A 24500-nucleotide genomic window follows, 5' to 3' on the forward strand; every position below is an offset into this window, starting at 1 on the left:
CGGCCCGTTCACTCCAGCGGCTCCTCCAGCGCCACGTTGCGCAGGCCCGGCAGATGGCCGTCCAGCTCCCCCGGCTCGAACCGGCACATGCCCACCGCGTGCCAGAACTCGCCGGTGACGTCGCCCTCGTACTTGTAGCCGCCGGACGGCGCGAGTGCGGCCCAGCCGCCCGGCAGACCGACCAGAGTCGCGCGCAGCACGGCCGGGCCGTCGGCGGGGACCTGCCACAGCCGGACGGTGCCGTCCTCGCCGCCGCTGGCCAGGGTCGAGCCGTCGGGGCTGAAGGCGACCGCGAGCACACGGCCGGTGTGGCCGGTCAGGGCGGCGGCTTCCCGGCCGGTGCGGGTGTCCCAGAGGCGGACCGTCCGGTCGTCGCCCGCGGTCGCCAGCAGCGGGCGGCGCGGATGGGCCGCCGCCGTCCACACCTTGCCGGTGTGCCCGGTGAGCCGGTGCGCGGCCACGCCGTCCCGCCAGATCACCGCCCGGCCGTCCCAGGAGGCGCTGGCCAGCCAGGAGCCGTCGGGCGCGAACGCCACGGCGTACACCCGGTCGGTGTGCCCGTCGAGGACGGCGGTGACCCGGCGCTCGGCCAGGTCCCAGATGCGCACCTTGCGGTCGTCGCAGCCGGTCGCCAGGACCGCGCCGTCGGGCCGGAACGCGACCGAGCGGACCCGCCCGAAGTGCTCGCCGATGGTGACGACGTGCGCACCGGTCGCCCGGTACCACAGGCACACGGTGTCGTCGTCGTTGGCGGTGGCGAGGAGTTCGCCGTCCGGGCTGAACGCCTCCGCCCAGACGTGGTCGGTCTCGACGTCCATCTCGCGCTGGTACTCGCCCGTCTCGGCGTTCCACAGATACATGTCGCCGTCGCTGCTCGCGGTGGCGAGCAGCGGGCCGCCGGGGCTGAACACGGCCGAGATCAGCCGGTCGCTCTGCCCGGCCAGCTCCCGCAGCCGCCGCCCTGAGGCGCAGTGCCACAGCCGGACGACGCCGTCGTTCCCGCCCGCCGCCAGCATCGAGCCGTCGGCGCTGAAGGAGAGCGTGCCGATCCGCCGCCCGTGCCCGCGCAGGATCCGCCGCCCCTGACCGGTGGCCGGGTCCCAGAGCCGGACGACGCCGTCGTTGCCGCCGGTGACCAGCAGCGACCCGGTCTCCGGGGCGCTCCCCTCCCCGGCCGGCCGGAACTTGCACACCCACACCGAGCCGCGGTGCTCCGTGGGCTGCCGGGTGAGCGGCACGGCGACCGGCCCGGCGGTCAGGTCGGCCTCCGGGGCGAACCGCCACAGCCGGACGACGCCCTGGCTGTCCCCGGCGGCGAGCAGGGTGCCGTCGGGATCGAACAGCACCTGGTAGACGGCCCCGCGGCAGCCGCCGAGCACCCCGGCGCCGGCCCCGGCGGCCAGGTCCCACAGGCGCACCTCCCCCTCGGTGTCGCCGCTCACCAGGAACCGGCCCCCGGGGTGGAAGTCCAGCGTGTAGACGCGGCCGGCGTGCCCGGTGAACGTGTGCACCACCCGCCGCCCGGCCACGTCCCACACCCGCACGGTGCCGGCCCGTCCGTCGCCCATGTCGCCGGTGGCCAGCAGGGTGCCGTCCGGACTGAACCGGGCCCGGAACACCGCGCCGCGATGCCCCGGCAGCGCCCCGAGCAGCCGCCCGGAGCCGAGATCCCACAGCCGGACGGCGGCGGAGGCGTCCCCGGTGACGAGGGTGGCGTTGTCGGCGGTGAACGCGACGGTGTAGACGGGCGCGGAATGACCGGACAGCCGGTGCAGCGGGGCGCCGGTGGCCGTGTCCCACACGGTGACCACCCCGTCGGCGTCGCCGGTGGCGAGCAGGGATCCCGCGGCGTCCAGGACGACCGGCCAGACGCCCCGCGGGTGGATCTCCAGCCGGTGCCGGCACGCGCCGGACACCGGGTCCCACAGCCGGACGGTGCCGTCCGCGCTGCCGGTGGCGAGCACCCGCTCGCGGAACTTGACGGCGTAGACGCGGTCGGTGTGGCCCTGCAGGGTGCGCAGGGCGATGCCGGTGACGGCGTCGCAGACCAGAACCCCGCCGTCCTCGCTGCCGACGGCGAGGAGTTCGCCGTCGGGGCTGTAGGAGATGGGTTCGGGCAGTCGGCTGGTGCGCATGTCGAAGCCGTAGGGCACGCCGACCGCGGAGGGCCGGAACCCGGAGTCGACGGCCATGCCGGGCGCGAGCGCCGCGACCGACAGTTCCGGGCTGTCCGGCAGCCCCGCTCCGGTGGTCGCGCCGATGAGCGCGGCCCGCCGCCAGCGGCCGCCCTCGACCCGGGCGCCGGTCAGATCGGTGCGGATCAGCCGGGCCCGCCGCAGATCGGCCCCGCGCAGGTCGGCCCCGGTGAGATCGGCGCCGTCGAGCCGCGCGCCGGTCAGCCGGGCGTCCCGCAGGACGGCGCCGGAGAGGTTGGCGCCGACGAGCCGGGCGTCGGTGAGGTCGGCGCGGGTGAGGTCGACGCCGGAGAAGTCGCGGTAGGAGAGGTCCTCCCCGGCGAGGGCCGCGCCGCGCAGGTCGGTGTGGGCGGGCACCCGCAGCCGGGAGAGGATCTTCACGGCGTTGGCGCGGGACACCTCCGCGCCCCCGGTCTCCCGCGCGGCCAGCACCTGTTCGGCCCACTCCTGGCAGGCCCGGTGGTCGGCCAGGTCGCACAGGAACTCCACGGCGAGCTGGCTGAGCTGACGGCGGCCGAGCAGCGTGCTGTCCCCGGCGGCCAGCCGCAGCGCGCACTCCCGGGCGATGAGCCATTCCACCACCGAGCCGTGGATGAACCGGAAGACGCCGTCCTCGCTGCGCACCAGCAGGCTGCCGGAGCCGACCGCGTGCGCGGCCTGCGGGACCGACAGCCGGCTGTCGGCGAGGCCGGTCAGGGTCTCGGCCACGTCCGTCAGCTCGTCGAGCCGCAGCGAGTCCTGGCCGCTCTGCCACAGCCGCAGGGCGAGCGCGGTGACCGCGTTCCACAGCTGTTCCAGGCTGAGTCCGGGGGCCCGGCCGGGGCCGCCGGCCCGCTGCTGCTCGAAGCGCAGCCAGGCGGTGAGCACCTCCTCGTAGAGCCCGGCGGGGCTGAGCGCGCGGCCGGCCCCGGCGACGGCGCGCAGCTGGTCGTCGTCCAGGTCGGCGACGAAGCCGAGCAGCCGGGGGTTGCGGCACAGGGCGAGCAGGTCGGGGATGGCGTCGAGCTGGCGCACCCGGCGGTCGGCGGCGCGGTCGTCGCCGTCGTAGCGGTTGATCAGGTAGGCGCGGATCTGCGCGGGGGTGAACTCCTGGACGGCGAGCACCCGGCGGTGCGGGAGCAGGCCGACGCGCTCGCCGAGCGCGGTCAGCACCTGGCCCTGGGAGCGGAAGTGCTGGGTGCGGCTGCTGACGACGATCTTGGCGCTGTCGACGGCGGAGTCGAGCAGCACCTGGAGGCGTTCGGCGGCCCGGTCGTAGGTCACCCGCGTGACGAGTTCGTCGAAGCCGTCGAAGAGGAGGACGATCCGGCCCTGCTGGAGCATGTATCTGAAGGCGCGCAGGTCGATGTTGTCGACGCCGTGGGCGGCGAGGTGGGCGGCGACCAGCCCTTCGAAGGAGTAGGCCCGGTCCAGCGCGTTCAGCTCCACCAACAGCGGTACCAGGTGCGGCAGTTCGACGGGGATCCGGCGGGCCAGCTCGCGCAGCGCGAACGTCTTGCCGTGGCCGAAGTCGCCGAGCAGGAGCAGGAAGCGGCCCTGGTCGCAGTCGAGGAGGCGGAGCATGTCGTCGACCAGGCCGTCGCGGTCCTCGGCGTCGAGCCGCTCGGCCTCGCGGTACCGCTGGGGCAGGTACATGCCCGGCGGGTAGCGGGGGTCGGTGCGCAGCCGCTCGCTCTGGGCGCCGACATACGCCCGCAGGTCGAGCAGGCCCTGGAATTCGGTGAAGCTGCGCACCCGGACGCCTCTGCGGCGGGCCTGGTCGCGCAGTTCGCGGGCGGGCGGCGGGCCGTCGTGGACGAGTTCGGCCTCGGTCTCGGAGTCGGCCGCGTGGACGAGCGCGACCACCCGTTCGACGTCCTGGTCGGTGGGGGTGCCGGTGTGCACGGCGACGCGCTGCTGCCGTACGAACCCCGACTGGGTCCAGGTGACGAGGAGTTGGGGCACCGGACCGGCGACCGGGCGGATCTGTGCGCCCTCGTGCCGGGTCCGGCAGACCTCCGCGACGCGGGCCAGCAGTATCTCGACGGGCGACTGCACGGCCCGCGGCTCGGGATCGGGCACGGCCGTCGTGTCCGGGACGCCGGCGGGGCCGTCGTCGGAGTGGTCGTCGGGGGCGAAGGCCCGGTGGGCCCGCCGCCACTCGACGCGGCTGCGGCGCGGCTCGCCGGGGCCCGGCCAGGCGGTGAGTCCGTCGCGGCCGATGCGCAGCAGCTGGTGCCGGGCGGGTCCGGGCGCGCCGAGCAGCGGCAGCTCGCCGGCGGCGGTGGGCAGGGCGGGGTGCGCGCCGGGGCCGGTCGGGCCGTGCAGCAGCAGATGCAGCCGGGGCGCGGTGAGCCGGGCGAGCACGTCGGTGTCGCGCAGTGGCCCCGAGCCGTCCGCGGCGGCGGCGCGCGCCATCCCGGCCCGGGCCGTCCCGGGGGCGTGCCGCAGCGCGCCGATGCGCAGCCACCCCTCCTCCTCGTAGGGCCGCAGCGCCTGCGCGAACCAGGCGGCCTGCTCGGGCCCCAGAAGTCCGTACTGGTCGTCGAGCCGGTGGCTGTAGGCCATCGAGGAGTTCAGCCCGGCGACGACGGTGTGCAGCTCCGGCACGGGGAAGAGGGTCCACGGCTGATCACTGTCGAAGACGGCGTCGAGCCCCTGGTACAGCTCCTGGAAGAGCCGGGCGAAGTGCCGCCACTTGGGCCAGTACGGCGGCCGGGGCGGCATCTCGTCGGCCTCGCAGGTGCTGAAGTAGGCCCGGCACGCGGCCTGGTTGACGTCATGGCCGCCCGGGACGAGGGCGACGCGGTGCGGTTCGAGACCGAGCAGCGCCCGCAGTCCGGTGAGGAAGGCGAGCGCCTGGTCGAACTCGCGGGGGCTGCCGGAGGCGGTCAGGTCTCCGGTGACCACCAGCAGCTCGGGGGCGGGCGCCCCGGCGTCGTACAGCTCGACGAGGTCGCCCCAGATCGCCGCCTGCAGCTCGGCCGGGTCCTGACCGCGTCCGAACGCGGGCCCGGCCAGCTGCAGCACGGTGACCGCCTCCCGGGTCGCCGGGTCCCCGGTGACCCGGGGGTAGGCGGGCGGGGCGGCGGGCCTGCGCCGCCCGGCCCAGCCGGCCCGCCCGAGCGGGCGCCCGGCGGCGGGCGCGACCGGCACGGCGGGGGCGGGGGCGGGCGGGACCGGTCGGCCGTCACCCGGGTAGGCGGGCCGCAGGCTCGGCCGGGCCCGCCCGTCGAGGGCCTGCCGGACCCGGGTGAGGAGCAGGTCGCGGGCGGCGGACGGATCGGTGACGGGCACCAGGTCGACATAGGTGATGGTGGCGAGCAGCCCCTCCACGGGGATGTCCTCGACCCGGACCGTGAGCAGCCGCCGCTCGGGCGCGTCCGGGTCGGCCCGCAGCGCGGCCTGCCACTCCATCCGGCCGTACCGGGAGCGCTCGTAGTTGCGCGACAGCACGGCGATGACGGCCGCGGACTCGCTCACCCCCCGGTCCATGAAGTCCACGAAGTTGGTGCCCGCCACGAAGTCCCAGGCTTGCAGGACCGTGCGGTACCCGGCCTCCTCCAGCGTCCAGGCGATCCAGGACGCCCAGCGTTCGTCGGCCGGCGAATAGCTGACGAAGAAGTCCAACGGCCCTGCGTCACCGGTCATCTGACGATCCCCCATGTATTCATGATGCCGTGAGTGAGCGTCGATATGGGCTTTTTCCGGACCAGTCCCTGGTCACAGCGGAGGACAAGTGTGCGACCCTTCCCCCCGTGTCTGTGGTGAGACGTCTGCATGTGCTCGACCGGGTGGCGATCGGTCTGCTCGCGACCGGACTGGTGTGCGTGGCCTCGGGCTTGCTGCCGAGCGGTTCGGCGTCCGACGCGATGACCCGGATCGCCCCGCTGCTGGCGTTCCTGGGCACGGTGATCGTGCTCGCCGAACTCACCAGCAGGGCCGAGGTGTTCGACGTGGTCGCGGCGCGGGTGGCGCGGGCGGGCCGGGGCAGCTATCCGCTGCTGTTCCTGCTGTGCGTGGCGTTCGCCTCGGTCACGACGATCGCGCTGAACCTGGACACGACGGCGGTTCTGCTGACCCCGGTGATGCTGGCGCTGGCGGCGCGGCTCGGCATCGCGGCGGTCCCGCTGGCGATGACGACGGTCTGGCTGGCGAACACGGCGAGCCTGCTGCTGCCGGTCTCCAATCTGACGAACCTGCTGGCCGCGGACCGCGTCGCGCTGTCCCCGGCGGGGCTGGCGGGGCGGATGTGGGCGCCCCAGCTGGCGGCGATCCTGGTGACGATGGCGTGCCTGTGGGGGTTCTACTGGCGCCGGGGCCGTCGCGCGGCGGCCGGATCGAGCGGCGGGCCGGGCGCGGTGCAGGTGACGGAGCGGGTGCGCGAGAAGGCCTCCGACCGGTACGAGCCGCCGCCGGTCCACCGCCCCGCCGACCCCGTCCTCTTCCGGGCCTGTGGCCTCGCCTGCGGCGGGTTCCTGCTGGCGATCCTGGTCGCCGACGTGGAGCTGTGGATCGCGTCCGCGACGGCCGCCGCGGTCGCCGTCGCGGCCTTCGCGCTGCGCGGCCGCTCGGCGCTGCGCTGGTCGCTCGTCCCCTGGCGGCTGCTGGTGATGGTGCCGGGGATGTTCCTGGTGGTGGAGACGGTCAACGCGCACGGTCTGCACGACCTGCTGGCCTCGGCGGTCGGCGAGGACGGGGGCCTGCTGGGCCAGTTCCGTGCGGCGGCGGTGGGCGGCGGCCTGTCGAACGTCCTGAACAACCTGCCCGTCTACCTGGCCGGCGAGGGGGCCGTGCCGGTCGCCAACCACGATCAGCTCCTCGCCCTGCTGGTGGGCACCAACGCGGGCCCGGTGATCACCCCGTGGGCCTCCCTGGCGACCCTCCTGTGGTACGAGCGCTGCCTCGCGTACGGCGTCCGGGTGCCGGTGGCCCGGCTGATGGGGACCGGCGCGGTACTGGCGGTCACGGCGGTGGCGGCGTCGGTGGGGGCGTTGGCGCTGACGCGCTAGCGCCGACGCGGGCGGCGCCGCCCGCCCACCGCCCCCGGGCGCCGGCGCCCTGCCCCGGCCGGTGTTCAGAAGGCCGACACCGCGGACTCGGCGACCAGTTCCAGCAGGGACGGCAGCATCTCCGGCCGGCCCGCGACGAAGGAACGCTCGGTGTCCGGGCCGGTGAAGCCGCCGGTGAACTCGCGGCCGTCGAGATGGCGCAGGACGACTCCGGCCTCGCGGGCCAGCAGGGCGCCGGCCGGCAGGTCGATGGCCTCCGCGCGGTAGCCGACGAAGCCGTCGATGTCCCCGCGGGCCAGCATCGCCCAGGCCAGCAGGGGCGCCCACAGCTGGAGCAGCCGGCGGGAGCGCAGCTCCAGGGTGTGCCGCAGCGCGCGCACCGCGGGGTCGTCGCGGCGCACCGCGTGCCCCTGGGTCCAGGCCAGCAGCGGTCCCGCCGGGGAGCGTGGTCGGCCCGCGGGGGTGTGCAGCCGTCCGGCGGGGCCGTGCGCGCCGCCGCCGCGCCGGGCGGACCAGGTCCGTCCGGTCACCGGGTCGTGCACCACGCCGACCACCGGCGCCCCGTCGACGCAGAGGGCGACGCCGACGACGTAGACGGGCAGCCCGATCACCACGTTGTTGCTGCCGTCGAGGGGATCCACCAGCCAGGTCCGGCCGCCGTCGCCACCCCTGCCGCCGTCCCTGCCGCCGTCGCCGCCCAGGTCGCCGGCCTCCTCGGCGAGGACGCGGTCGTGCGGGAACTCCGCGCGGATCCGGTCGACCACCACGGCCTCGGCCAGCAGGTCCAGGTCGGTGACGACATCGCCGCGGTCCCCCTTGGGGCGGGCCGCGAAGCCGTCCGGGAAGCGGGACCGCAACAGCGCCCCCGCCGCCTCGGCGGCCGCCACCGCCGTACGGCACTCGGCGGTGAAGTCGTCGCCGGCGACAGCCGTCGGGTCAGTCGAGCGGGGGTCGGTGCTCATGGATCCTCCTGAGCGCGGCCTGGGCGATCCGGGCGGTCTGGGCCGCGTCGCACATCCTGCGGACCACCCGGTGGCCCGGAGCCCGTACCGGGCCCAGGGAGAGGTCCGCCCGGCCGGGCAGCGTCCGCCCCAGCACCAGGGTGGCGGTCGGACGGCCGTCCGGTACCACGGTGGTGTGGAACTCACCCGCGGCGAGGGCGTAGGTCTGGCCCCGTGAGCTGGTCCGCTCGGGGCCCGGAGAGCAGCGCACCAGCCGTCTGGTGGGCCGCAGTTCGTCCACCCCGGAGGGCTCGCTGTGCACCTCGAAGACCCGGTGGGTGGGCTGCGCGCTCTCCTCGGCCACCTCCATCCGCCGGTCGCTCAGCCGCCCGTACAGCACGGTGCTGGTCAACTCCCAGCTGTGCGAGTGCACTTGATGGTCGATCAGGATGGGGTCCGTCGGCCCGAAGACATGCACACAGACACCCTCGGCGCCGTCGCGCAGCACGGGCAGGCAGACGAACCCCAGCGGATGGCGCACCGCGCGCAGGACGCGGCGGCCGGACACGATCTCTTCCAGTTCCGATGCGGCGTGCCGCATCAGCTCGGCGGACGCCCCCCGCCGTGCGGCCCGTTCCAGGGCCGGGTAGTCCATCGCTCCCCCTCGCCTGACCGAAGAAACTCGCCTGACCGAAGAAAGCCGGCGCTCTCATCTGCGGTAGGGATCCTCCGCGTGCAGCGCCTTGTCGATGACGTCACCGACGTCGCGGTCGGTGAAACTCGCCGGCAGCGGCAGTCCGAGCCGCTCCAGCAGTCGTCTGACCTCGTCGACGGTCGGCTCGTCGCCGAGCGGGGTGGCCTCCCGCAGGTCGAGTTTGACCGCCTGCTCACGGCTGAGGTGCAGCTCGGTGACGTAGTAGTCGTAGAGCGGCCGCCCCCGCTCGACGTACAGGCTCACCCGGCGCGGGTCGTCCTGGGTGATGATCAGGCAGGTGTCGGACAGGTCGAAGCGCAACGCCGGTGCCACGGAGCTGAGATGGACGTCGATCTCCAGGGTGTCCAGCCGCTGCCGGTGCCAACTGGCGGCCAGGACGGTGGCGTACGACTCCTTGCGGGTGCGTTCGAGGGTCCAGCCGCCGGTGTCCTCGTGTCCGAAGGTGCGTCTGAAGCGGGCGTAGGCCTCGCAGACCCGGTCGTCGGCCGGGTTGACGATGTCGATCTTCATGCTGAGGGATCGGCGCTGCCGCTGCGCCTCGCGCACGCACTCCGGCAGGGTGACCGCCCGCAGATAGGTGCCGGTGCCGCCCTTGAACACCCAGCGGGCGGTGCTGCGTCGGGCCTGTTCGTGCGCCAGGCCCACCTCCGGGCCGGCCAGCGTGCGGACCATCGCCAGGTCCTCGATGGCCCGGCTCGTCCCGGCGGTGGCGGCCCGGAGGTCGGCCATCCGCCGTCGGCGCTCGGTCAGCGAGCCGTACACCAGCGCGGCCAGGACCAGCAGGATGGCGCCGGAGACGATGTCGTTGTCCTCGTCGAAGCCCTTGTCCGTGATGTCCAGCAGGGCCACGGTCAGCGCCAGCCCGATGGCGACGACGCCGTCCGCGTTGCGGACCGCCCACGCGATCGAGTCCTCCAGCCGGCGCCCCGACGGCTGCGGTGTACTGCGTGACACGACCACCCTCCCCCGACGGCGACCTCCAGGGTAGGAGCAATCGCCCCCGACGGCTACGGTGCGTGAATCGGCCTCAGCGGCGCGTACTCGACGCGGACGGCGTGACCGACGGCGTACTCGGCTCGGCCGACTCGTCCCGTGCGGCCGGTGTCGGCGACTGGCTACGGGCGGGGTCGGTGGGGGAGGCAGCGGTGTCGATGGGTGCAGTCGAGGCCCGGGCGTCCGGTACGGGGGTCGGGGCCCCCTCGGTGGGGCGCTCGGCGGCCTGTCCGGGCGAGGCCGCCCGGGAGGGCGCGGCCGTCGGGGCGGGCGCGGTCGCCGAGCCGCTCACCGACGGCGGGGCGAGCGGGACCGTCGGACGCGCGGGCGCGTCGGACGCGGTCAGGCGCAGCGGCAGCAGGACGGCGAGTGCGAGGGCCGCGCAGGTCGCCCCGGCCCCGGCGGCGGCGCGCAGCAGCCGACGGCGGACCGCGCCACGGCGGACCTCCTCGTAGCGGCCGGGCGGCGGGCCGAGGTGGCCGGGGGCGGGTCGCAGGATGACGGTGAGGGGGTCGTCGGGGTCGAGGTCCGGGCCGTCGTCGAAGTCGTCAGCAGGTGTGATCAAGGCTTCTCCTCAGATGGGCGCGGAGCAGTTCACGGGCCGCGTGCAGGTCGGCCTTGACGGTTCCTTCCTTGCGCCCGGTCAGCACGGACACCTCCCTGATCGGCATGTCAGCGTAGTAGTGCAGCAGGATCGGCACGCGCAGCCGGTCGGGCAGGGACTGCACGAGCATCCGCACCGAGGGGTCGACCGGTTCGGCGGGCGGGGCGACGGCGGCCTCGACGCCGGCCCGGCGCACGGCCCGGCGCTCCCGTTCGAGCTTGCGCCAGTGGTCGCGGACCAGGTTGGCGGCGGTGACGAACAGAAAGCCCTGGGGCTCCGCAACCCCCGTCCAACGGGCCCAGAGCCGGGTGAACGCCTCCGAGGCGATCTCGTGCGCCGTCTCGTCGTCGTCGACGAGCCGGCGGCACCAGCCGGCGAGGCGTGGGTAGACGGCGGCGAACAGCTCGGACGCCGCCCTCTCCCGCGATGCGAGCCGTTTCAACGTTCTCCCGCAGCACTCGACCCAGGGCCGGCCGACGGGCCGGCCGACGGGCCGGCCGACGGGCTCAGCTCGGCGAAGACGATCACGTTGTCGCGGTATCCGTCGCCGCTACGGGGGCCGCCGCACGTGATGAGACGCAATTCGGGCCGGTCCACGTTCCCGTAGACGTCCTCGGTCGGGAACTGCGCCTTGTCGACGGTGCGTACCTCGGTGACGGCGAACTCGGCCGTCGTGCCGTTCTCCAGGCGCGCCGCGATCAGGTCGCCCTTGCGCAACTGATCGAGGCGGCGGAAGACGCCGTCGCCGTACCGGCCGACCGTGACATGGCCGAGGACGACCGACGGCCCGGTCTGTCCCGGCGTCGGCGAGTTCTCGTACCACCCCGCCCGGTCGTCCTTCTCGACCGGAGGCACCTCGACGGTGCCGTCGGCGGCCAGCCCCAGCCGCATGACCGGGGCGTCGACCTCGATGGCGGGGATCCGCAGCCCGACCGGCGCCGAGCGCGCGAGAGGTTGCGCCGCCCGGGCGACGGGGGCCGAGGCGGCGTCCGGCGTGCGTGCGGCGGCCGGTTCGGCCTCGTCGGCGGCGCAGCCCGTGAGCAGCAGCAGTGCCGCCAGGGCCGCGAGGGCGGCCGGGGCGCGCCTGGAGAGGGGGCTCATGCGCCGGTCGCCCTCCGGCGCCGTACGACGTAGAAGGCGGTGCCGGCCGCCGCGGCCACCGCGGCCGAGCTGCCGCCGATCAGCGTGCCGTGGCTCTCGGCCGCCGGCTCCTCGACGCCGGTGTCGGCCGCGCCCCGCGGCACGACGCCGACCTGGCTCGGAACGGCGGACGGAGCCGTGCCGGCCTCGTCCGCCGGCGTCTGTTCGGTCGGGGCCGCGCTCGGCACCGGGCTCGCGCTGCGGGTGTCGGGGACGGGGGTCGGCGTTCCCGCGTCGGCGAGCGCGGGCGCCGCGCCGGCCAGCAGGGCGGTGGTCGCAACTGCCAGGGCGGCGAGGCCCGTTCGGGGCATGAGTCGCATGAATCGCTCTCTTTCGTCGGTCCGTCGACGGTTCGGGCGACGGATCGGGCGAAGAGACGAGACAGCCCGGAGGCGGGTTGTAAAGAGATGGCAAAGCCGCCCCGAGGGGCGGCTCCGCGCGGCGGAGGGCTACGCGTCCAAGGAGGTCATCACGTGCTTGATGCGGGTGTAGTCGTCGAAGCCGTAGCCCGACAGGTCCTTGCCGTAGCCGGACTTCTTGAAGCCGCCGTGGGGCATCTCGGCGACCAGCGGGATGTGGGTGTTGATCCACACGCAGCCGAAGTCGAGCTTCTTGGACATCCGCATCGCGCGCCCGTGGTCCTTGGTCCACACCGAGGAGGCGAGGGCGTAGTCGACGCCGTTGGCCCACTCCACGGCCTGCTCCTCGTCCGTGAAGGACTGGACGGTGATGACCGGCCCGAAGACCTCGTTCTGGATGATCTCGTCGTCCTGCTTCAGACCGGAGACGACGGTCGCCGCGTAGAAGTAGCCCTGGTCGCCGACGCGCTTGCCGCCCGCCTCGACCTTGGCGTGCGCGGGCAGCCGCTCGATGAAGCCGCTGACCTGCTTGAGCTGGTTGGGGTTGTTGAGCGGGCCGTAGAGCACGTCCTCGTCGTCCGGTCGGCCGGTCTTCGTCTCGGCCGCCGCCTTCGCCAGCGCCGCCACGAACTCGTCGTGGATCGACTCCTGGACGAGCACGCGCGTGGCCGCCGTGCAGTCCTGGCCGGCGTTGAAGTAGCCCGCCACGGAGATGTCCTCGACGGCCTTGGCGATGTCGGTGTCCTCGAAGACGACGACCGGCGCCTTGCCGCCCAGCTCCAGGTGGACGCGCTTGAGGTCCTTCGACGCCGACTCGGCGACCGACATGCCGGCGCGCACCGAACCGGTGATGGAGGCCATCGCCGGGGTCGGGTGCTCGACCATCAGCCGGCCGGTGTCACGGTCGCCGGTGACGACGTTGAAGACGCCCTTGGGCAGGATCGAGCCGATGATGTCGGCGATCAGGACGGTCGAGGCCGGGGTGGTGTCCGAGGGCTTCAGGACGACCGTGTTGCCGGCCGCGATCGCCGGGGCGAACTTCCACACGGCCATCATCATCGGGTAGTTCCACGGCGCGACCTGCGCACAGACGCCGACCGGCTCACGGCGGACGATGGACGTCATCCCGTCCATGTACTCGCCGGCCGAGCGCCCCTCCAGCATCCGGGCCGCGCCCGCGAAGAAGCGGATCTGGTCGACCATGGGAGGGATCTCCTCGGAGCGGGTCAGCCCGATCGGCTTGCCCGTGTTCTCCACCTCGGCCGCGATGAGCTCCTCGGCCCGCTCCTCGAACGCGTCCGCGATCTTCAGCAGGGCCTTCTGCCGCTCGGCCGGGGTCGTGTCGCGCCAGCCCGGGAAGGCCGCCGCGGCGGCCGCCATCGCGGCGTCGACGTCCGACGGGCCGGACAGCGGCGCGGTCGCGTACGCCTCGCCCGTCACGGGGTTGACCACCTCGGTGGTCCGTCCGTCGGCGGCGTCCCGGAACTCACCGTCGATGTGGTTGCGCAGACGACGCAGCTCGCTGCTCACTGACCGGCCCTCCAAGGTGCGGGTGTCCCGCGTGCAGGTGTCCATTGACTGAGACACCCACACTAATCCGCGCACCGACGTTTTCAACACCCCCGATCGCGTGATGGCTGCGGAATCCGCAGATCTCGCTGACGTAAACAACGAATTTCATTGCATCGACCTTGCGGAACGGTCGAGACGTCGTGCAGAGTGAGGTCGTGGCCAGTCGAAGCGCAGAGCACAGGGACTCCCGCGAGTCCAGGAACGGCAGCACCCCGCACCTCGATGCCGTCAGCCTCGCCATCATCGAGCAGCTCCAGGAGGACGGCCGTCGGCCGTACGCCGCGATCGGCAAGGCGGTCGGCCTCTCCGAGGCGGCCGTGCGCCAGCGCGTCCAGAAGCTGCTCGACCAGGGCGTGATGCAGATCGTCGCCGTCACGGACCCGCTGACCGTGGGCTTCCGCCGGCAGGCGATGGTCGGGATCAACGTCGAAGGCGATGTCGAGTCCATAGCCGAGGCGCTGACCGCCATGTCGGAGGTCGAGTACGTGGTGATGACCGCGGGCTCGTTCGACGTCCTCGCCGAGATCGTCTGCGAGGACGACGACCATCTGCTGGACGTGATCAACAAACGCATCCGCGCCCTGTCCGGCGTGCGCTCGACCGAGAGCTTCGTCTATCTGAAGCTGAAGAAGCAGACCTACATGTGGGGAACCCGATAACCGTGAGGACCCGATAACCGTGAGCTCAAAGGACCTCAGCCGCACCGCGTACGACCACCTGTGGATGCACTTCACCCGCATGTCCTCGTACGAGAACTCCCCGGTCCCGACGATCGTCCGGGGCGAGGGCACCTACATCTACGACGACAAGGGCAAGCGCTACCTCGACGGACTCGCGGGTCTGTTCGTGGTCCAGGCCGGCCACGGCCGCGTGGAGCTCGCCGAGGCGGCTTTCAAGCAGGCGCAGGAGCTCGCGTTCTTCCCGGTGTGGTCCTACGCCCACCCCAAGGCCGTCGAGCTGGCGGAACGTCTCGCCCACCACGCGCCCGGCGACCTCAACAAGGTCTTCTTCACCACCGGCGGCGGCGAGGCCGTCGAGACCGCCTGGAAGCTGGCCAAGCAGTACTTCAAGCTGGTCGGCAAGCCCACCAAGTACAAGGTCATCTCCCGCGCGGTCGCCTACCACGGCACCCCGCAGGGCGCCCTGTCCATCACCGGCCTGCCGGCCCTGAAGGCCCCCTTCGAGCCGCTGGTCCCGGGCGCGCACAAGGTCCCGAACACCAACATCTACCGCGCCCCGCTCTTCGGCGACGACCCGGAGGCCTTCGGCCGCTGGGCCGCCGACCAGATCGAGCAGCAGATCCTCTTCGAGGGCCCGGACACCGTCGCCGCGGTCTTCCTGGAGCCGGTGCAGAACGCGGGCGGCTGCTTCCCGCCCCCGCCCGGCTACTTCCAGCGGGTGCGCGAGATCTGCGACCAGTACGACGTGCTGCTCGTGTCGGACGAGGTCATCTGCGCCTTCGGCCGCCTCGGCACGATGTTCGCCTGCGACAAGTTCGACTACGTCCCGGACATGATCACCTGCGCCAAGGGCATGACCTCGGGCTACTCCCCCATCGGTGCCTGCATCATCAGCGACCGCCTGGCCGAGCCGTTCTACAAGGGCGACAACACCTTCCTGCACGGCTACACCTTCGGCGGCCACCCGGTGTCCGCGGCCGTGGGCCTGGCCAACCTCGACCTGTTCGAGCGCGAGGGCCTCAACCAGCACGTCCTGGACAACGAGGGCGCGTTCCTCTCCACGCTCCAGAAGCTGCACGACCTGCCGATCGTCGGCGACGTCCGCGGCAACGGCTTCTTCTACGGCATCGAACTGGTCAAGGACAAGGTGACGAAGGAGTCCTTCGACGCGGACGAGACCGAGCGCGTCCTGTACGGCTTCCTCTCCAAGGCGCTGTACGACAACGGCCTGTACTGCCGTGCCGACGACCGCGGCGACCCGGTCGTCCAGCTCGCCCCGCCGCTGATCTCGAACCAGGAGACGTTCGACGAGATCGAGCAGATCCTGCGCGCCACGCTGACGGAGGCGTGGACGAAGCTGTGACCCACAGCCGACGACCGACAGCCTGATGAGCTGACTCTGTGATCAACACCGGCCCCGGTGTCTGCCGTTCGAGTGAGAAACGGCGGCCCGGGGCCGTGTGCTGTGCGGATGCCCGCCGCGACCTCCATAGCGTGCTCGTGACCGATCGGCCCTGCCTTCGTTCCCCCTTCACTCCCCCGGACGGGGGAACGACCAGGGAACCAACGGATCTGAACCGAGGTGTACGCCCATGGAGGCCCCGCCGGACAACGATGTGCTCTGGGCACGCTCCCTGCACTTCACGCACCCCGACGGCTCTCCCGGTCTCGGCGGGGTCTCCCTGGGAGTGCGGGAGGGCGAGATCCTCGCCGTCAGCGGACCGCGCGGCAGCGGCAAGACGACCCTGCTGCACTGTCTCTCCGGCCTGGTGCCCGCCCAGCGCGGCGAGGTCTGGTTCAACAGCGTCCCCGTGCACACCATGGGCCCGGTCGCCCGCGAACGGCTGCGCCGCGACCGCTTCGGCTGGATCGACCCGGCGCCGGTGCTCGTGCCCGAGCTCAACGTCTGGGAGAACGCGGCCCTCCCCCTGATGCTGCGCGGAACCAGCCGCCGCCGGGCCAAGGTCGCCGCACTGGAGTGGCTGGAGCGCCTGGACATCGGCGAGCGCTCCCGCAGCCGCCCGCACGAACTCACCCACGCCGAGCGCCAGCGGGTCTGCATCACCCGCGCCCTGGCCCCGGCCCCCTCCATCCTCTTCGCCGACGAGCCCACGGCCCCCCTGCACCGCGCGGACCGGGCGCACGTCCTGCGCACCCTGACCACGGCGGCCCGCTCCCACGGCATCACGGTGGTACTGGCCACCCACGACGCGGAGACCGCGGCCCTCGCCGACCGCACGGTGCCGCTGCTGGACGGGCGCCGGGTCAAGACGGTCCATCTGCCCCCGGTGACGGAGCCGGAAGGCCGGGGGGCCGCGTGCTCGCTCTCCGTCTGACCCGCAGCGCCCACCCCGCCGTCCAACTCCGCCGACTCCTGGTGGCGACGGCCTCGGCGGGCACCGGCTTCCTCCTCCTGTGCACCCTCGGCCACGCCCTGACCCACCCGGACGCCGCGGCGGCCTCCACGCTCCGGCTGGCCTGGTGCGCGGTCCCCCTCGCCGCGACGGTCCACTTCGCCCTGGCCGTGGCCCGCACCGACCCCGGCACCCGCCCCCGGCCGGGACTCGCGGCGGTCGGCCTGGGCCCGGCCCGCCTGATGGCCGTCTCGGCGACGACGACGGCCCTGTCGACGCTGCTCGGCTCCATGCTGGCCCTCCTCCTCTTCCTCCACCTCCGCGGCGACCTCACGGGCATGCCGTTCGACGGAGCGGCAGCCGAGTTCCTGGCCGCGCACCAACCGCTGCCCCTGCCCGCCGCACTCACCCTGCTGGCCCTGGTGCCGACGGCCTCGTCCGTCGCGGTGGCGCTGATGCTCCGCCCGCGCGACGCACGCGTGGCGGCCCAGGCGGCCCCGCGCGTGTTCGGCCGGTTCGGAGCCGGCGGACCGACGGGGTCACGGGAGACGTTCGGGGCGTACGGCCGGTTCGGCGCGCGGCTGAAGAGCAGCGCACCCCGCCCCTCGGCCCCGGCCGAGGACGCCCCGCCCGGCCCGGAGCCCGAAGCCGCCCCGAGCCCCGCCCCCGACCTCCCGCTCGACCTCACCCCCACCCCCAACCCCACCGCCCTCCCCTGGGGCGCGGCCCTGCTGGCCACCGGACTGGCGGTGGAGGGCTACGCGAGCCGGGCCTCCGACGGCGCCCTGCCGCTCCCCGGCGGCCTCCCGAGCGGCCCCGCCGGCGTCCTCCTCGGCTGGATCCTCACCGCCGTCGGCCTCGCCCTCGCCGGCCCCGGCCTCACCCATCTGTGCGGCCGGCTGCTGCAGGCGGCCCGCCCCGGCGCCCTCCGGCTCCTCGCGGGCCGGGGCCTGATGCAGGAGGCGTCCCGCATCGGCCGCCCGTTGGGCGTGGTCTGCGCGGTGGCCTCCGGCGCGTACACGATGGCCGCGCTGTACGACCCGGCCGACCCGTCCTTCGGCCCGCTCACCACCCTCGGCGCGCTGGTCGTGGCGGGCTCCACCGTCGCCACGCTGCTGACGGCGGCCGTGGAGGCGAGGCAGGCCCGCGCCGACACCACCGCCGCGCTGCTCCGCCTCGGCGCCCCGGCCAAGACGCTGCGCAGCGCCGCCGCGATGCGCACCGGCGCCCTGCTGGCGCTGTTCGTCCCGCTCACCCTCGTCGTGGCCGAACTCGCGGCGCTCCCCCTGACCCGCTGAAGTCCCGGCCGACCCGCCGAGATCCCGACCGACCCGCCGGGATCCCGACCGGCCTGCCGAGATCCCGGCCGAAAAAACCTCCCGCCCACCGATGAGTCCGGCGCGGCCCCCGGGTCTACCCCACCGAACAGCACACACCGGCACGCGCCGGTACACGAACCCCCAGGGAGAGACGCGATGACCGCCCCGGCCTACCAGCAGATGATCTTCGTGAACCTGCCCGTGAACGACCTCGACGCCTCGAAGAAGTTCTTCACGGAGCTCGGCTACACGATCAACCCGCAGTTCAGCGACGACAACGCGGCCTCCGTGGTGATCAGCGACACGATCGTCGCGATGCTGCTCGTCAAGCCGTTCTACTCGACCTTCACCAAGAAGGAGATCGCGGACGCCACGCAGACCAGCGAGGTCCTGATCGCGCTGAGCGCCGAGAGCCGCGCGAAGGTCGACGAGCTGGTCGACAGGGCGCTCGCGCTGGGCGGTTCGCCGAGCGGCGAGACCCAGGACATGGGCTTCATGTACGGCCGCTCCTTCGACGACCTCGACGGCCACACCTGGGAGGTCGTCTGGATGGACCCGTCGGCCGTGCAGGGCTGAACCCCCGTTCGCACGGCAGTGCCTAGCATGGGCGGGTGCATCCGACGACACCCGCCCAGCCGTTCGACGGCTCCCACGACCGTGAGATCGAGTCCCTCGCCGAGTTCGACGAGGTGGTCCGCGACCACGGCACCCTCTTTCACTTCCGCGTCCAGTCGGTCGACCTGACGGACCGTACCGAGGTCCTGCTCGCCCTGGACACCACGGGCGCCGTCTTCCTCGGCTGCCCGATGCACCCGGACGCGGCCGCGAAGTCCCGCGCCTCGGGGGCCCTCGTGCTCCCACCCGTGCCGGGTCTGTCCTTCGACCCGTACCGCGGCTTCGTCTACACCCCCGACGAGCTCTTCGCCGACCTGGCCGAGGGCTACGAGGCGACACCGGACGCCCGCACCTACGCCTGGTTCCAGCAGACCAAGGCGGACGGCGACATATTCGGCTCCATGCTCCGCTCGATCCACGACGACGCCGTGTCGGACGCCCTCGACGAACTCCTCGTCGGGGCCCGGGTGGTGGGGGTGATGGGCGGTCACGCGATGGCGCGCGGCACGGAGGCGTACGCCGGCGCGGCCCGCCTCGGCCGTGAACTCGCCCGCGCAGGGCTCACGGTGGCGACCGGCGGCGGCCCCGGCGCGATGGAGGCGGCCAACCTCGGCGCGTACGCGGCCCCCTTCGACGACGAGATGCTCGCCGAGTCCCTCCGGCGCCTCGCCAAGGCGCCGAAGTTCACCCCCTCGATCACCGATTGGGCCCGGGCCGCCTTCGAAGTGCGCGACAAGTGGCCCGACGGCGGCCTCTCGGTGGGCGTCCCCACCTGGTTCTACGGCCATGAGCCGCCGAACCCGTTCGCCGCGCACATCGCCAAGTACTTCTCCAACGCCACTCGGGAGGACGGCCTGCTGGCCCGCTGCACCGCGGGCGTGGTGTTCCTGCCGGGCGCCGCCGGAACCGTCCAGGAGATCTTCGACAACACGACGCCCAACTACTACGAGTCACGGGGCGAGCCGACGCCGATGGTGCTCGTGGACCGGGCGCACTGGACCGAACGCCTGCCGGCCTGGCCGCTCTTGCGGTCACTCGCCCGGGAGCGGGCGATGGAGTCCCGTATCGCCCTCGTTGACCGGATCGAGGAGGCTCCGGAGGCGTTGAAACGTCTCGGTGGTTAATAAGCGGGCAAAGGCAACCGCTCAGAGGGGTCCCCGCATTGACACTTCTTATGGAACGCTTATAGACCTGTGAGTCTGCTGGGGATGGTGACGCACTCCGCTCACCGGGGGCGCCATCTCCCCCTCCACCCCCCGCAGTTGCGCTTCCCGTAAAGGACAAACGTGTCCCTATCCCGCCGTACCGCCGTCCGTTCGGTGCGCATGCTCGGCGTCACCGCCGCCTCCGCCGCCCTCGCGCTCAGTGCCTCCGGCACCGCGCTGGCCTGCGAGATCGGTGACTTCTCCGCCGCCGCCGGCTGTGATGGCACCAAGGGCGTCATCACCGTGACCGACAAGGACGCCTCGGGCGTCGAGGCCACGGTCACGGTCTTCCTCGAGAACAACAACGCCGACGTCCGCCAGGTCGGCGCCGAGCAGATCGTCAAGGGCTCCGCCGCGGGCACCACGATCACCTTCGCCGAGGACTGGGAGCCTGGCGCGGTCTACCGTGTCCACATAGAGGCCCCGACCGCCAAGAAGCCGGTCAGCGCGGACATCTCGCCCAACCTGACCACCCCGTCCAAGGCCTGCAAGGCCGACGACACCTCCACCCCGACCACCACCCCGTCCTCGACGCCGTCGGACACCGCTCCGCCGCCCGCCGAGACCGTCACCGCTTCGCCGTCCCCGTCGGACTCGGCGAGCGAGAGCTCCGCACCCCCGGTCACCGCGGGCAACGCCCCGTCGGCCGCGGCCCAGGAGTCCAACCTCGCCGAGACCGGCGCGGGCTCCAACACCGGTCTGATCGTCGGCATAGCGGCCGCCCTGGTCGCCGTCGGCGGCGGAGCCGTGTTCTTCGGCATGCGTCGCCGTGGGGCCAGCCACCGCTGACCTCCACGACCGGCCCGACCGTGAGTGGCCCGTCCCCGACCGGGGCGGGCCACCTGCTTGTCCCGGGCCCGAGTCAGTCCAGCACGACGATCTCGGCCGGATCGAAGGACGCCTCCACCGTGCTCCCGACCTCCGGCGCGTCCCGCAGCGCGCACGCCGCCTCCAGCTTCGGTGCGCCCTCCGGCTGGAGGTGCACGGCGACATGCGTGCCCCGGAAGGTGCGCGCGGCGACCGTGCAGCGCAGTCCTTCGTCCACGCCCACCAGGCGCACTCCGGCGGGCCGGACGAGCAACGTGCGCGCCCCCTGCGCCGACCCGGCCGGCACCGGCACCTTGCCCCACGGTGTGACGGCGACCTCGCCGGTGACGGTCGCCTCCACCACGTTGTCGAAACCGAGGAAGCGGGCCACGAACGCGTCCGCCGGCCGCTGCCAGACCTCAAGCGGAGTGCCGGACTGGGCGATCCGGCCGTCCCGCATCACCACGACCCGGTCGGCGAGCGCGAACGCCTCGCCCTGGTCGTGGGTGACCGCGAGCACGGTCGTGCCCAACCGGCCGAAGAGCTCCCGCAGTTCGACGACCAGCCGCTCCCGCAGCGACCGGTCGAGCTGCCCGAGCGGCTCGTCGAGCATCAGCAGCCGGGGACGCGGCGCGAGGGCCCGGGCCAGCGCCACCCGCTGCTGCTCCCCGCCGGAGAGCGCGGCCACGGCCCGGCCCGCGGCCCCCGGCAGCCCGACGAGTTCGAGCAACTCCCGCACCCGCTCGCCCTGTCGAGCCTTGGGCATGCCGTGCATGCGCAGCCCGAAGGCCACGTTGCCGCCCACGTCCCGCTGCGGGAACAGCTGGTGGTCCTGGAACATCAGCCCGAGCTCCCGCCGATGCGCGGGCACCCCGCTCTGATCGCTCCCGCCGAGCGACACCCGCCCGGAGTCCAGTGGTTGAAGCCCGGCCACCGCCCGCAGCAGCGTCGACTTACCGCTCCCGCTCGGCCCCAGCACACACACCACCTCGTGCTCGGCGACGGCGAGATCGACGGCGTCCAGGACGGCCCGCCCACCGAACCGCACGGTCGCGCCCTCGAGTTCGAGAAGCGGCATCAGAACTCCCCCGTCCGATCGGTCCGCAGCCGCTCAAGGACCAGCAGGGCCACCGCGCACACCACCATCAGAATCGTCGAAAGGGCCATCGCCTGGCCGTAGTTGAGCTCGCCGGCCCGCCCGAGCAGCCGCGCCACGGCGACCGGCAGCGTCGGGTTGTCGGGCCGGGCGATGAACACGGTCGCGCCGAACTCCCCCAGCGACACCGCGAAGGCGAACCCGGCGGCGACCAGCAGCGCGCGCCGCACCATCGGCAGGTCCACCTCCCGCCACACCCGCCAGGGCGACGCCCCGAGCACTGCCGCCGCCTCCCGCAGCCGCCGGTCCACCGCCCGCAGCACGGGCAACATCGTCCGTACGACGAAGGGCACGCCGACCAGCGCCTGCGCGAGCGGCACCAGGATCCAGCTGGCCCGCAGATCCAGCGGAGGCTCGTCCAGCGCGATCAGGAACCCGAAGCCGACGGTCACCGCGGAGACGCCCAGCGGCAGCATCAGCAGCGCGTCGAAGCCCCGCATCAGCCGTCCGGCGTCCCGGCGGGTGAGGGCGGCCGCGGCGAGCCCGCCGATCAGCACCGCGATCCCGGTCGCGGCGAGGGCGTACTCCAGCGAGTTGCCGATCGCCTCGATCGGCGGGACCAGGAAGACATTGCCGTCGTCACTGGTCAGCGCCCGGTAGTAGGCGAAGTCGGGGGCGTCGAACGACCGCTGCACCAGCACCGCGAGCGGCAGCACGAGCAGCACGGCGATGCTCGCGAGCACTCCCGCCAGCAGCGACCACTGCCCGGCCCCGCGCGGCCGCCGCGCCGTCCCGGCCGCGTCCACCAGCCGCAGCGCGCTCTCCCGCCGCCGCACGGCCCGGGCGTGCACGGCGAGGACCGCGCCGACGGCCGCGAACTGGACGATCGTGAGGACGGCGGCCGTGGACAGGTCGAAGATCTCGGAGGTCTGCCGATAGATCTCCACCTCGAGGGTCGAGAAGGTCGGGCCGCCGAGGATCTGCACCACACCGAAGGAGGTGAAGGTGAAGAGGAAGACCATCAGCGCGGCGGCCGCGACGGCGGGCCCGAGCGCGGGCAGGGTCACCGTGCGCCAGGCCCGCAGCCGGGACGCGCCCAGCATCCGCGCCGCCTCCTCCTGCCCGGGGTCGAGCTGCGCCCACAGCCCGCCGACGGTCCGTACGACGACCGCGTAGTTGAAGAAGACGTGTGCGAGCAGGATCGCCCACACGGTGGTGTCCAGCCGTACGCCCCACAGCTCGTCGAGCAGCCCGCCGCGCCCGACGAGCGCCAGGAACGCCGTGCCGACGACGACCGTCGGCAGCACGAACGGGACGGTGACCACCGCGCGCAGCACCTGCTTGCCCGGGAAGTCCAGACGGGCGAACACATACGCGCCCGGCAGCGCGACCAGCAGCGTGAGCGCGGTGGAGGCGAACGCCTGCCAGGTGGTGAACCACAGCACATGCCGGACGTCGGACTGGGCGAGCACGTCCCACAGCCGCCCGAACCGCCAGGTCCCCTCGACATGGAGCCCCCGGGCCACGATCGCGGCGACCGGGTAGGCGAAGAACACCGCGAAGAACGCGACGGGCAGGGCCATCAGCCCCAGCCGGGTCGCCGCGCTCCTCTTGGCGCCGCTGCCCTTCCCGGGGGCCGATTCGGCTGCTTCCGCTACTTCAGTACGAGCGAGGTCCATGACTTGACCCAGTCGTCGCGGTGTTCGGCGATCTTCGCCGGGGCGAGGGTCTCGGGGTCCTTCGCCTGCGGCCCGTACTGCGTGAACTCCGCCGGCACCCGGGCGCCCTCCAGCACCGGGTAGACGAACATGTTGAGCGGCATGTCCTCCTGGAACTCCTTGCCGATCAGGAAGTCGATCAGCGCCTTGCCGCCCTTGCTGTTGTGCGCGTTGCTCAGCAGCCCCGCGAACTCGACCTGCCGGAAGCAGGTGCCGGCGGCGACCCCGGTCGGCGCGGTGGTCGGCTTGGGGTCGCCGTAGATCACCTCGGCGGGCGGCGAGGAGGCGTACGAGACGACGAGCGGCCGGTCGGCCCCCGCCTTCTTGCCGCCGGCGGACCCGGAGAACTCCTCGTTGTAGGCCTGCTCCCAGCCGTCGACGACCTTGACGCCGTTGGCCTTGAGCTTCGCCCAGTACCCCGCCCAGCCGTCGTCCCCGTACTTCGCCGCCGTGCCGAGCAGGAAGCCGAGTCCGGGCGAGGACGTGGAGGCGTTCTCGGTGACGAGGAGGTTCTTGTAGGCGGGCTTGATCAGGTCGTCGAAGGAGGCCGGCGGGGTCAGCTTGTGCTCGGTGAAGTACGCCTTGTCGTAGTTGACGCAGATGTCGCCGAAGTCGACGGGGGTGACCCGGTGCTTCTCGGCGTCCAGCTGGAACGCGCTGCCGACCTGGTCCAGCCCCTTCGCCTCGTACGACTGGAACAGCCCGTTGTCGAGCGCGCGCGAGAGCAGGGTGTTGTCGACGCCGAAGAAGACGTCGCCCTGCGGGTTGTCCTTGGTGAGGACGGCCTTGTTGACGGCCTGCCCGGCGTCGCCGTCCTTGAGGACCTTCACCCGGTAGCCGGAGGTCTTCTCGAAGTCGGCGAGCACGCTCTTGGACACGGCCCATGAGTCATGGCTGACGAGGGTGACGGTCTTGGACTGCGCCGACACTCCCTCGCTGCCGTCGCCGTCCGTCGATCCGCATGCGGACAGCGTGGACAGCGCGACCAGGCCGAGCCCGACGGCCGCGGCCATGAAGGTCTTGTTGTGCACTGGTTTTCCTCCTGGGGTTGGCCAGGAAGAGACGCGGCCCTGCCCGGGTGTCCGCAGGGGACATCCGGGCAGGGCGCAACAGCTCGAGTGATGACCGAACTTCCTACCCAGAATGACCTGGGCGAGGTTCAGAGGGTCTGCGGCCTGGATGCCGCACTCTCAGCG

The 24500-nt window shown here is 73.2% G+C and carries 20 protein-coding genes; 8 read left to right on the top strand and 12 right to left on the bottom strand.

Annotated elements, in window-relative coordinates:
- Positions 1-8 precede the first annotated feature (8 nt).
- Positions 9-5825, bottom strand: coding sequence for a WD40 domain-containing protein (locus ACWD4O_RS30550; protein WP_451284758.1), 5817 nt, complete (start codon positions 5823-5825; stop codon positions 9-11).
- 107 nt (positions 5826-5932) lie between these two features.
- Between ACWD4O_RS30550 and ACWD4O_RS30555 the strand changes: the two genes are divergently transcribed.
- Complete coding sequence (locus ACWD4O_RS30555) at positions 5933-7186, top strand: SLC13 family permease (protein ID WP_451284760.1); 1254 nt, start codon at positions 5933-5935, stop codon at positions 7184-7186.
- 65 nt (positions 7187-7251) lie between these two features.
- On the opposite strand, the gene ACWD4O_RS30560 is transcribed toward ACWD4O_RS30555, so the two are convergent.
- From ACWD4O_RS30560 to ACWD4O_RS30595, 8 genes are all read right to left on the bottom strand, one after another.
- Entirely contained in the window at positions 7252-8148 is an 897-nt protein-coding gene (locus ACWD4O_RS30560) for an inositol monophosphatase family protein (RefSeq protein ID WP_451284762.1), read from the bottom strand.
- The gene (locus tag ACWD4O_RS30565; protein WP_451284764.1) at positions 8123-8782 is read right to left on the bottom strand and encodes a hypothetical protein; all 660 of its coding nucleotides are present in this window, start codon (positions 8780-8782) and stop codon (positions 8123-8125) included. The genes ACWD4O_RS30560 and ACWD4O_RS30565 overlap by 26 nt, the downstream gene beginning before the upstream one ends.
- Before the next feature lie 54 nt (positions 8783-8836).
- A complete protein-coding gene (locus tag ACWD4O_RS30570) occupies positions 8837-9796 on the bottom strand; it encodes a hypothetical protein (protein WP_451284766.1) in 960 nt (319 codons plus the stop codon).
- Positions 9797-9869: 73 nt separating this feature from the next.
- On the bottom strand, positions 9870-10400 hold the full coding sequence (locus tag ACWD4O_RS30575) for a hypothetical protein (RefSeq protein ID WP_451284768.1): 531 nt from the start codon (positions 10398-10400) through the stop codon (positions 9870-9872).
- Positions 10384-10881 carry an RNA polymerase sigma factor gene (locus ACWD4O_RS30580; protein ID WP_451284770.1) on the bottom strand — a complete coding sequence of 166 codons (498 nt, stop codon included), beginning with the start codon at positions 10879-10881 and terminating at the stop codon, positions 10384-10386. The genes ACWD4O_RS30575 and ACWD4O_RS30580 overlap by 17 nt, the downstream gene beginning before the upstream one ends.
- Positions 10878-11540, bottom strand: coding sequence for a class F sortase (locus tag ACWD4O_RS30585; protein ID WP_451284772.1), 663 nt, complete (start codon positions 11538-11540; stop codon positions 10878-10880). Before ACWD4O_RS30585 ends, ACWD4O_RS30580 begins: the two co-directional genes overlap by 4 nt.
- Positions 11537-11899, bottom strand: coding sequence for a sortase-dependent protein (locus tag ACWD4O_RS30590; RefSeq protein WP_451284774.1), 363 nt, complete (start codon positions 11897-11899; stop codon positions 11537-11539). The genes ACWD4O_RS30585 and ACWD4O_RS30590 overlap by 4 nt, the downstream gene beginning before the upstream one ends.
- 129 nt (positions 11900-12028) lie before the next feature.
- Positions 12029-13468 (bottom strand): gamma-aminobutyraldehyde dehydrogenase, encoded by a 1440-nt coding sequence (locus ACWD4O_RS30595; RefSeq protein WP_451284776.1) that lies wholly within the window; start codon positions 13466-13468, stop codon positions 12029-12031.
- A gap of 182 nt (positions 13469-13650) precedes the next feature.
- On the opposite strand from ACWD4O_RS30595, the gene ACWD4O_RS30600 reads away from it, so the two are divergent.
- From ACWD4O_RS30600 to ACWD4O_RS30630, 7 genes are all read left to right on the top strand, one after another.
- On the top strand, positions 13651-14169 hold the full coding sequence (locus tag ACWD4O_RS30600) for an Lrp/AsnC family transcriptional regulator (protein WP_451284777.1): 519 nt from the start codon (positions 13651-13653) through the stop codon (positions 14167-14169).
- Positions 14170-14188: 19 nt separating this feature from the next.
- A complete protein-coding gene (locus ACWD4O_RS30605) occupies positions 14189-15553 on the top strand; it encodes an aspartate aminotransferase family protein (RefSeq protein WP_450950159.1) in 1365 nt (454 codons plus the stop codon).
- Positions 15554-15782: 229 nt separating this feature from the next.
- Positions 15783-16526 (top strand): ABC transporter ATP-binding protein, encoded by a 744-nt coding sequence (locus ACWD4O_RS30610; protein WP_450950158.1) that lies wholly within the window; start codon positions 15783-15785, stop codon positions 16524-16526.
- Positions 16508-17842: a hypothetical protein gene (locus ACWD4O_RS30615; RefSeq protein WP_451284779.1), complete on the top strand. Its 1335-nt coding sequence runs from the start codon at positions 16508-16510 to the stop codon at positions 17840-17842. The genes ACWD4O_RS30610 and ACWD4O_RS30615 overlap by 19 nt, the downstream gene beginning before the upstream one ends.
- A 177-nt stretch (positions 17843-18019) precedes the next feature.
- Positions 18020-18439 carry a VOC family protein gene (locus ACWD4O_RS30620; RefSeq protein ID WP_451284781.1) on the top strand — a complete coding sequence of 140 codons (420 nt, stop codon included), beginning with the start codon at positions 18020-18022 and terminating at the stop codon, positions 18437-18439.
- A 35-nt stretch (positions 18440-18474) separates the two neighbouring features.
- The gene (locus ACWD4O_RS30625) at positions 18475-19602 is read left to right on the top strand and encodes an LOG family protein (protein WP_451284782.1); all 1128 of its coding nucleotides are present in this window, start codon (positions 18475-18477) and stop codon (positions 19600-19602) included.
- A gap of 162 nt (positions 19603-19764) precedes the next feature.
- Entirely contained in the window at positions 19765-20472 is a 708-nt protein-coding gene (locus tag ACWD4O_RS30630) for an LAETG motif-containing sortase-dependent surface protein (RefSeq protein WP_451284784.1), read from the top strand.
- 73 nt (positions 20473-20545) lie between these two features.
- On the opposite strand, the gene ACWD4O_RS30635 is transcribed toward ACWD4O_RS30630, so the two are convergent.
- From ACWD4O_RS30635 to ACWD4O_RS30645, 3 genes are read right to left on the bottom strand one after another with little or no spacing between them, the layout of a single operon-like run.
- Positions 20546-21568, bottom strand: coding sequence for an ABC transporter ATP-binding protein (locus ACWD4O_RS30635; RefSeq protein WP_451284786.1), 1023 nt, complete (start codon positions 21566-21568; stop codon positions 20546-20548).
- Positions 21568-23265 carry an ABC transporter permease gene (locus tag ACWD4O_RS30640; protein ID WP_451284787.1) on the bottom strand — a complete coding sequence of 566 codons (1698 nt, stop codon included), beginning with the start codon at positions 23263-23265 and terminating at the stop codon, positions 21568-21570. The genes ACWD4O_RS30635 and ACWD4O_RS30640 overlap by 1 nt, the downstream gene beginning before the upstream one ends.
- The gene (locus ACWD4O_RS30645; protein WP_451284789.1) at positions 23241-24335 is read right to left on the bottom strand and encodes a thiamine ABC transporter substrate-binding protein; all 1095 of its coding nucleotides are present in this window, start codon (positions 24333-24335) and stop codon (positions 23241-23243) included. The genes ACWD4O_RS30640 and ACWD4O_RS30645 overlap by 25 nt, the downstream gene beginning before the upstream one ends.
- Positions 24336-24500: the final 165 nt, after the last annotated feature.

It is taken from the genome of Streptomyces sp. NPDC002623 (assembly GCF_053592635.1).

Excerpts from the sequence above, each read along its gene's own strand:
- ACWD4O_RS30620 (WP_451284781.1), top strand. The coding sequence starts at position 18,020 with ATGACCGCCCCGGCCTACCAGCAGATGATCTTCGTGAACCTGCCCGTG.
- ACWD4O_RS30635 (WP_451284786.1), bottom strand. The coding sequence starts at position 21,568 with ATGCCGCTTCTCGAACTCGAGGGCGCGACCGTGCGGTTCGGTGGGCGG.
- ACWD4O_RS30585 (WP_451284772.1), bottom strand. The coding sequence starts at position 11,540 with ATGAGCCCCCTCTCCAGGCGCGCCCCGGCCGCCCTCGCGGCCCTGGCG.
- ACWD4O_RS30550 (WP_451284758.1), bottom strand. The coding sequence starts at position 5,825 with ATGACCGGTGACGCAGGGCCGTTGGACTTCTTCGTCAGCTATTCGCCG.
- ACWD4O_RS30565 (WP_451284764.1), bottom strand. The coding sequence starts at position 8,782 with ATGGACTACCCGGCCCTGGAACGGGCCGCACGGCGGGGGGCGTCCGCC.
- ACWD4O_RS30590 (WP_451284774.1), bottom strand. The coding sequence starts at position 11,899 with ATGCGACTCATGCCCCGAACGGGCCTCGCCGCCCTGGCAGTTGCGACC.
- ACWD4O_RS30640 (WP_451284787.1), bottom strand. The coding sequence starts at position 23,265 with ATGGACCTCGCTCGTACTGAAGTAGCGGAAGCAGCCGAATCGGCCCCC.
- ACWD4O_RS30610 (WP_450950158.1), top strand. The coding sequence starts at position 15,783 with ATGGAGGCCCCGCCGGACAACGATGTGCTCTGGGCACGCTCCCTGCAC.
- ACWD4O_RS30560 (WP_451284762.1), bottom strand. The coding sequence starts at position 8,148 with ATGAGCACCGACCCCCGCTCGACTGACCCGACGGCTGTCGCCGGCGAC.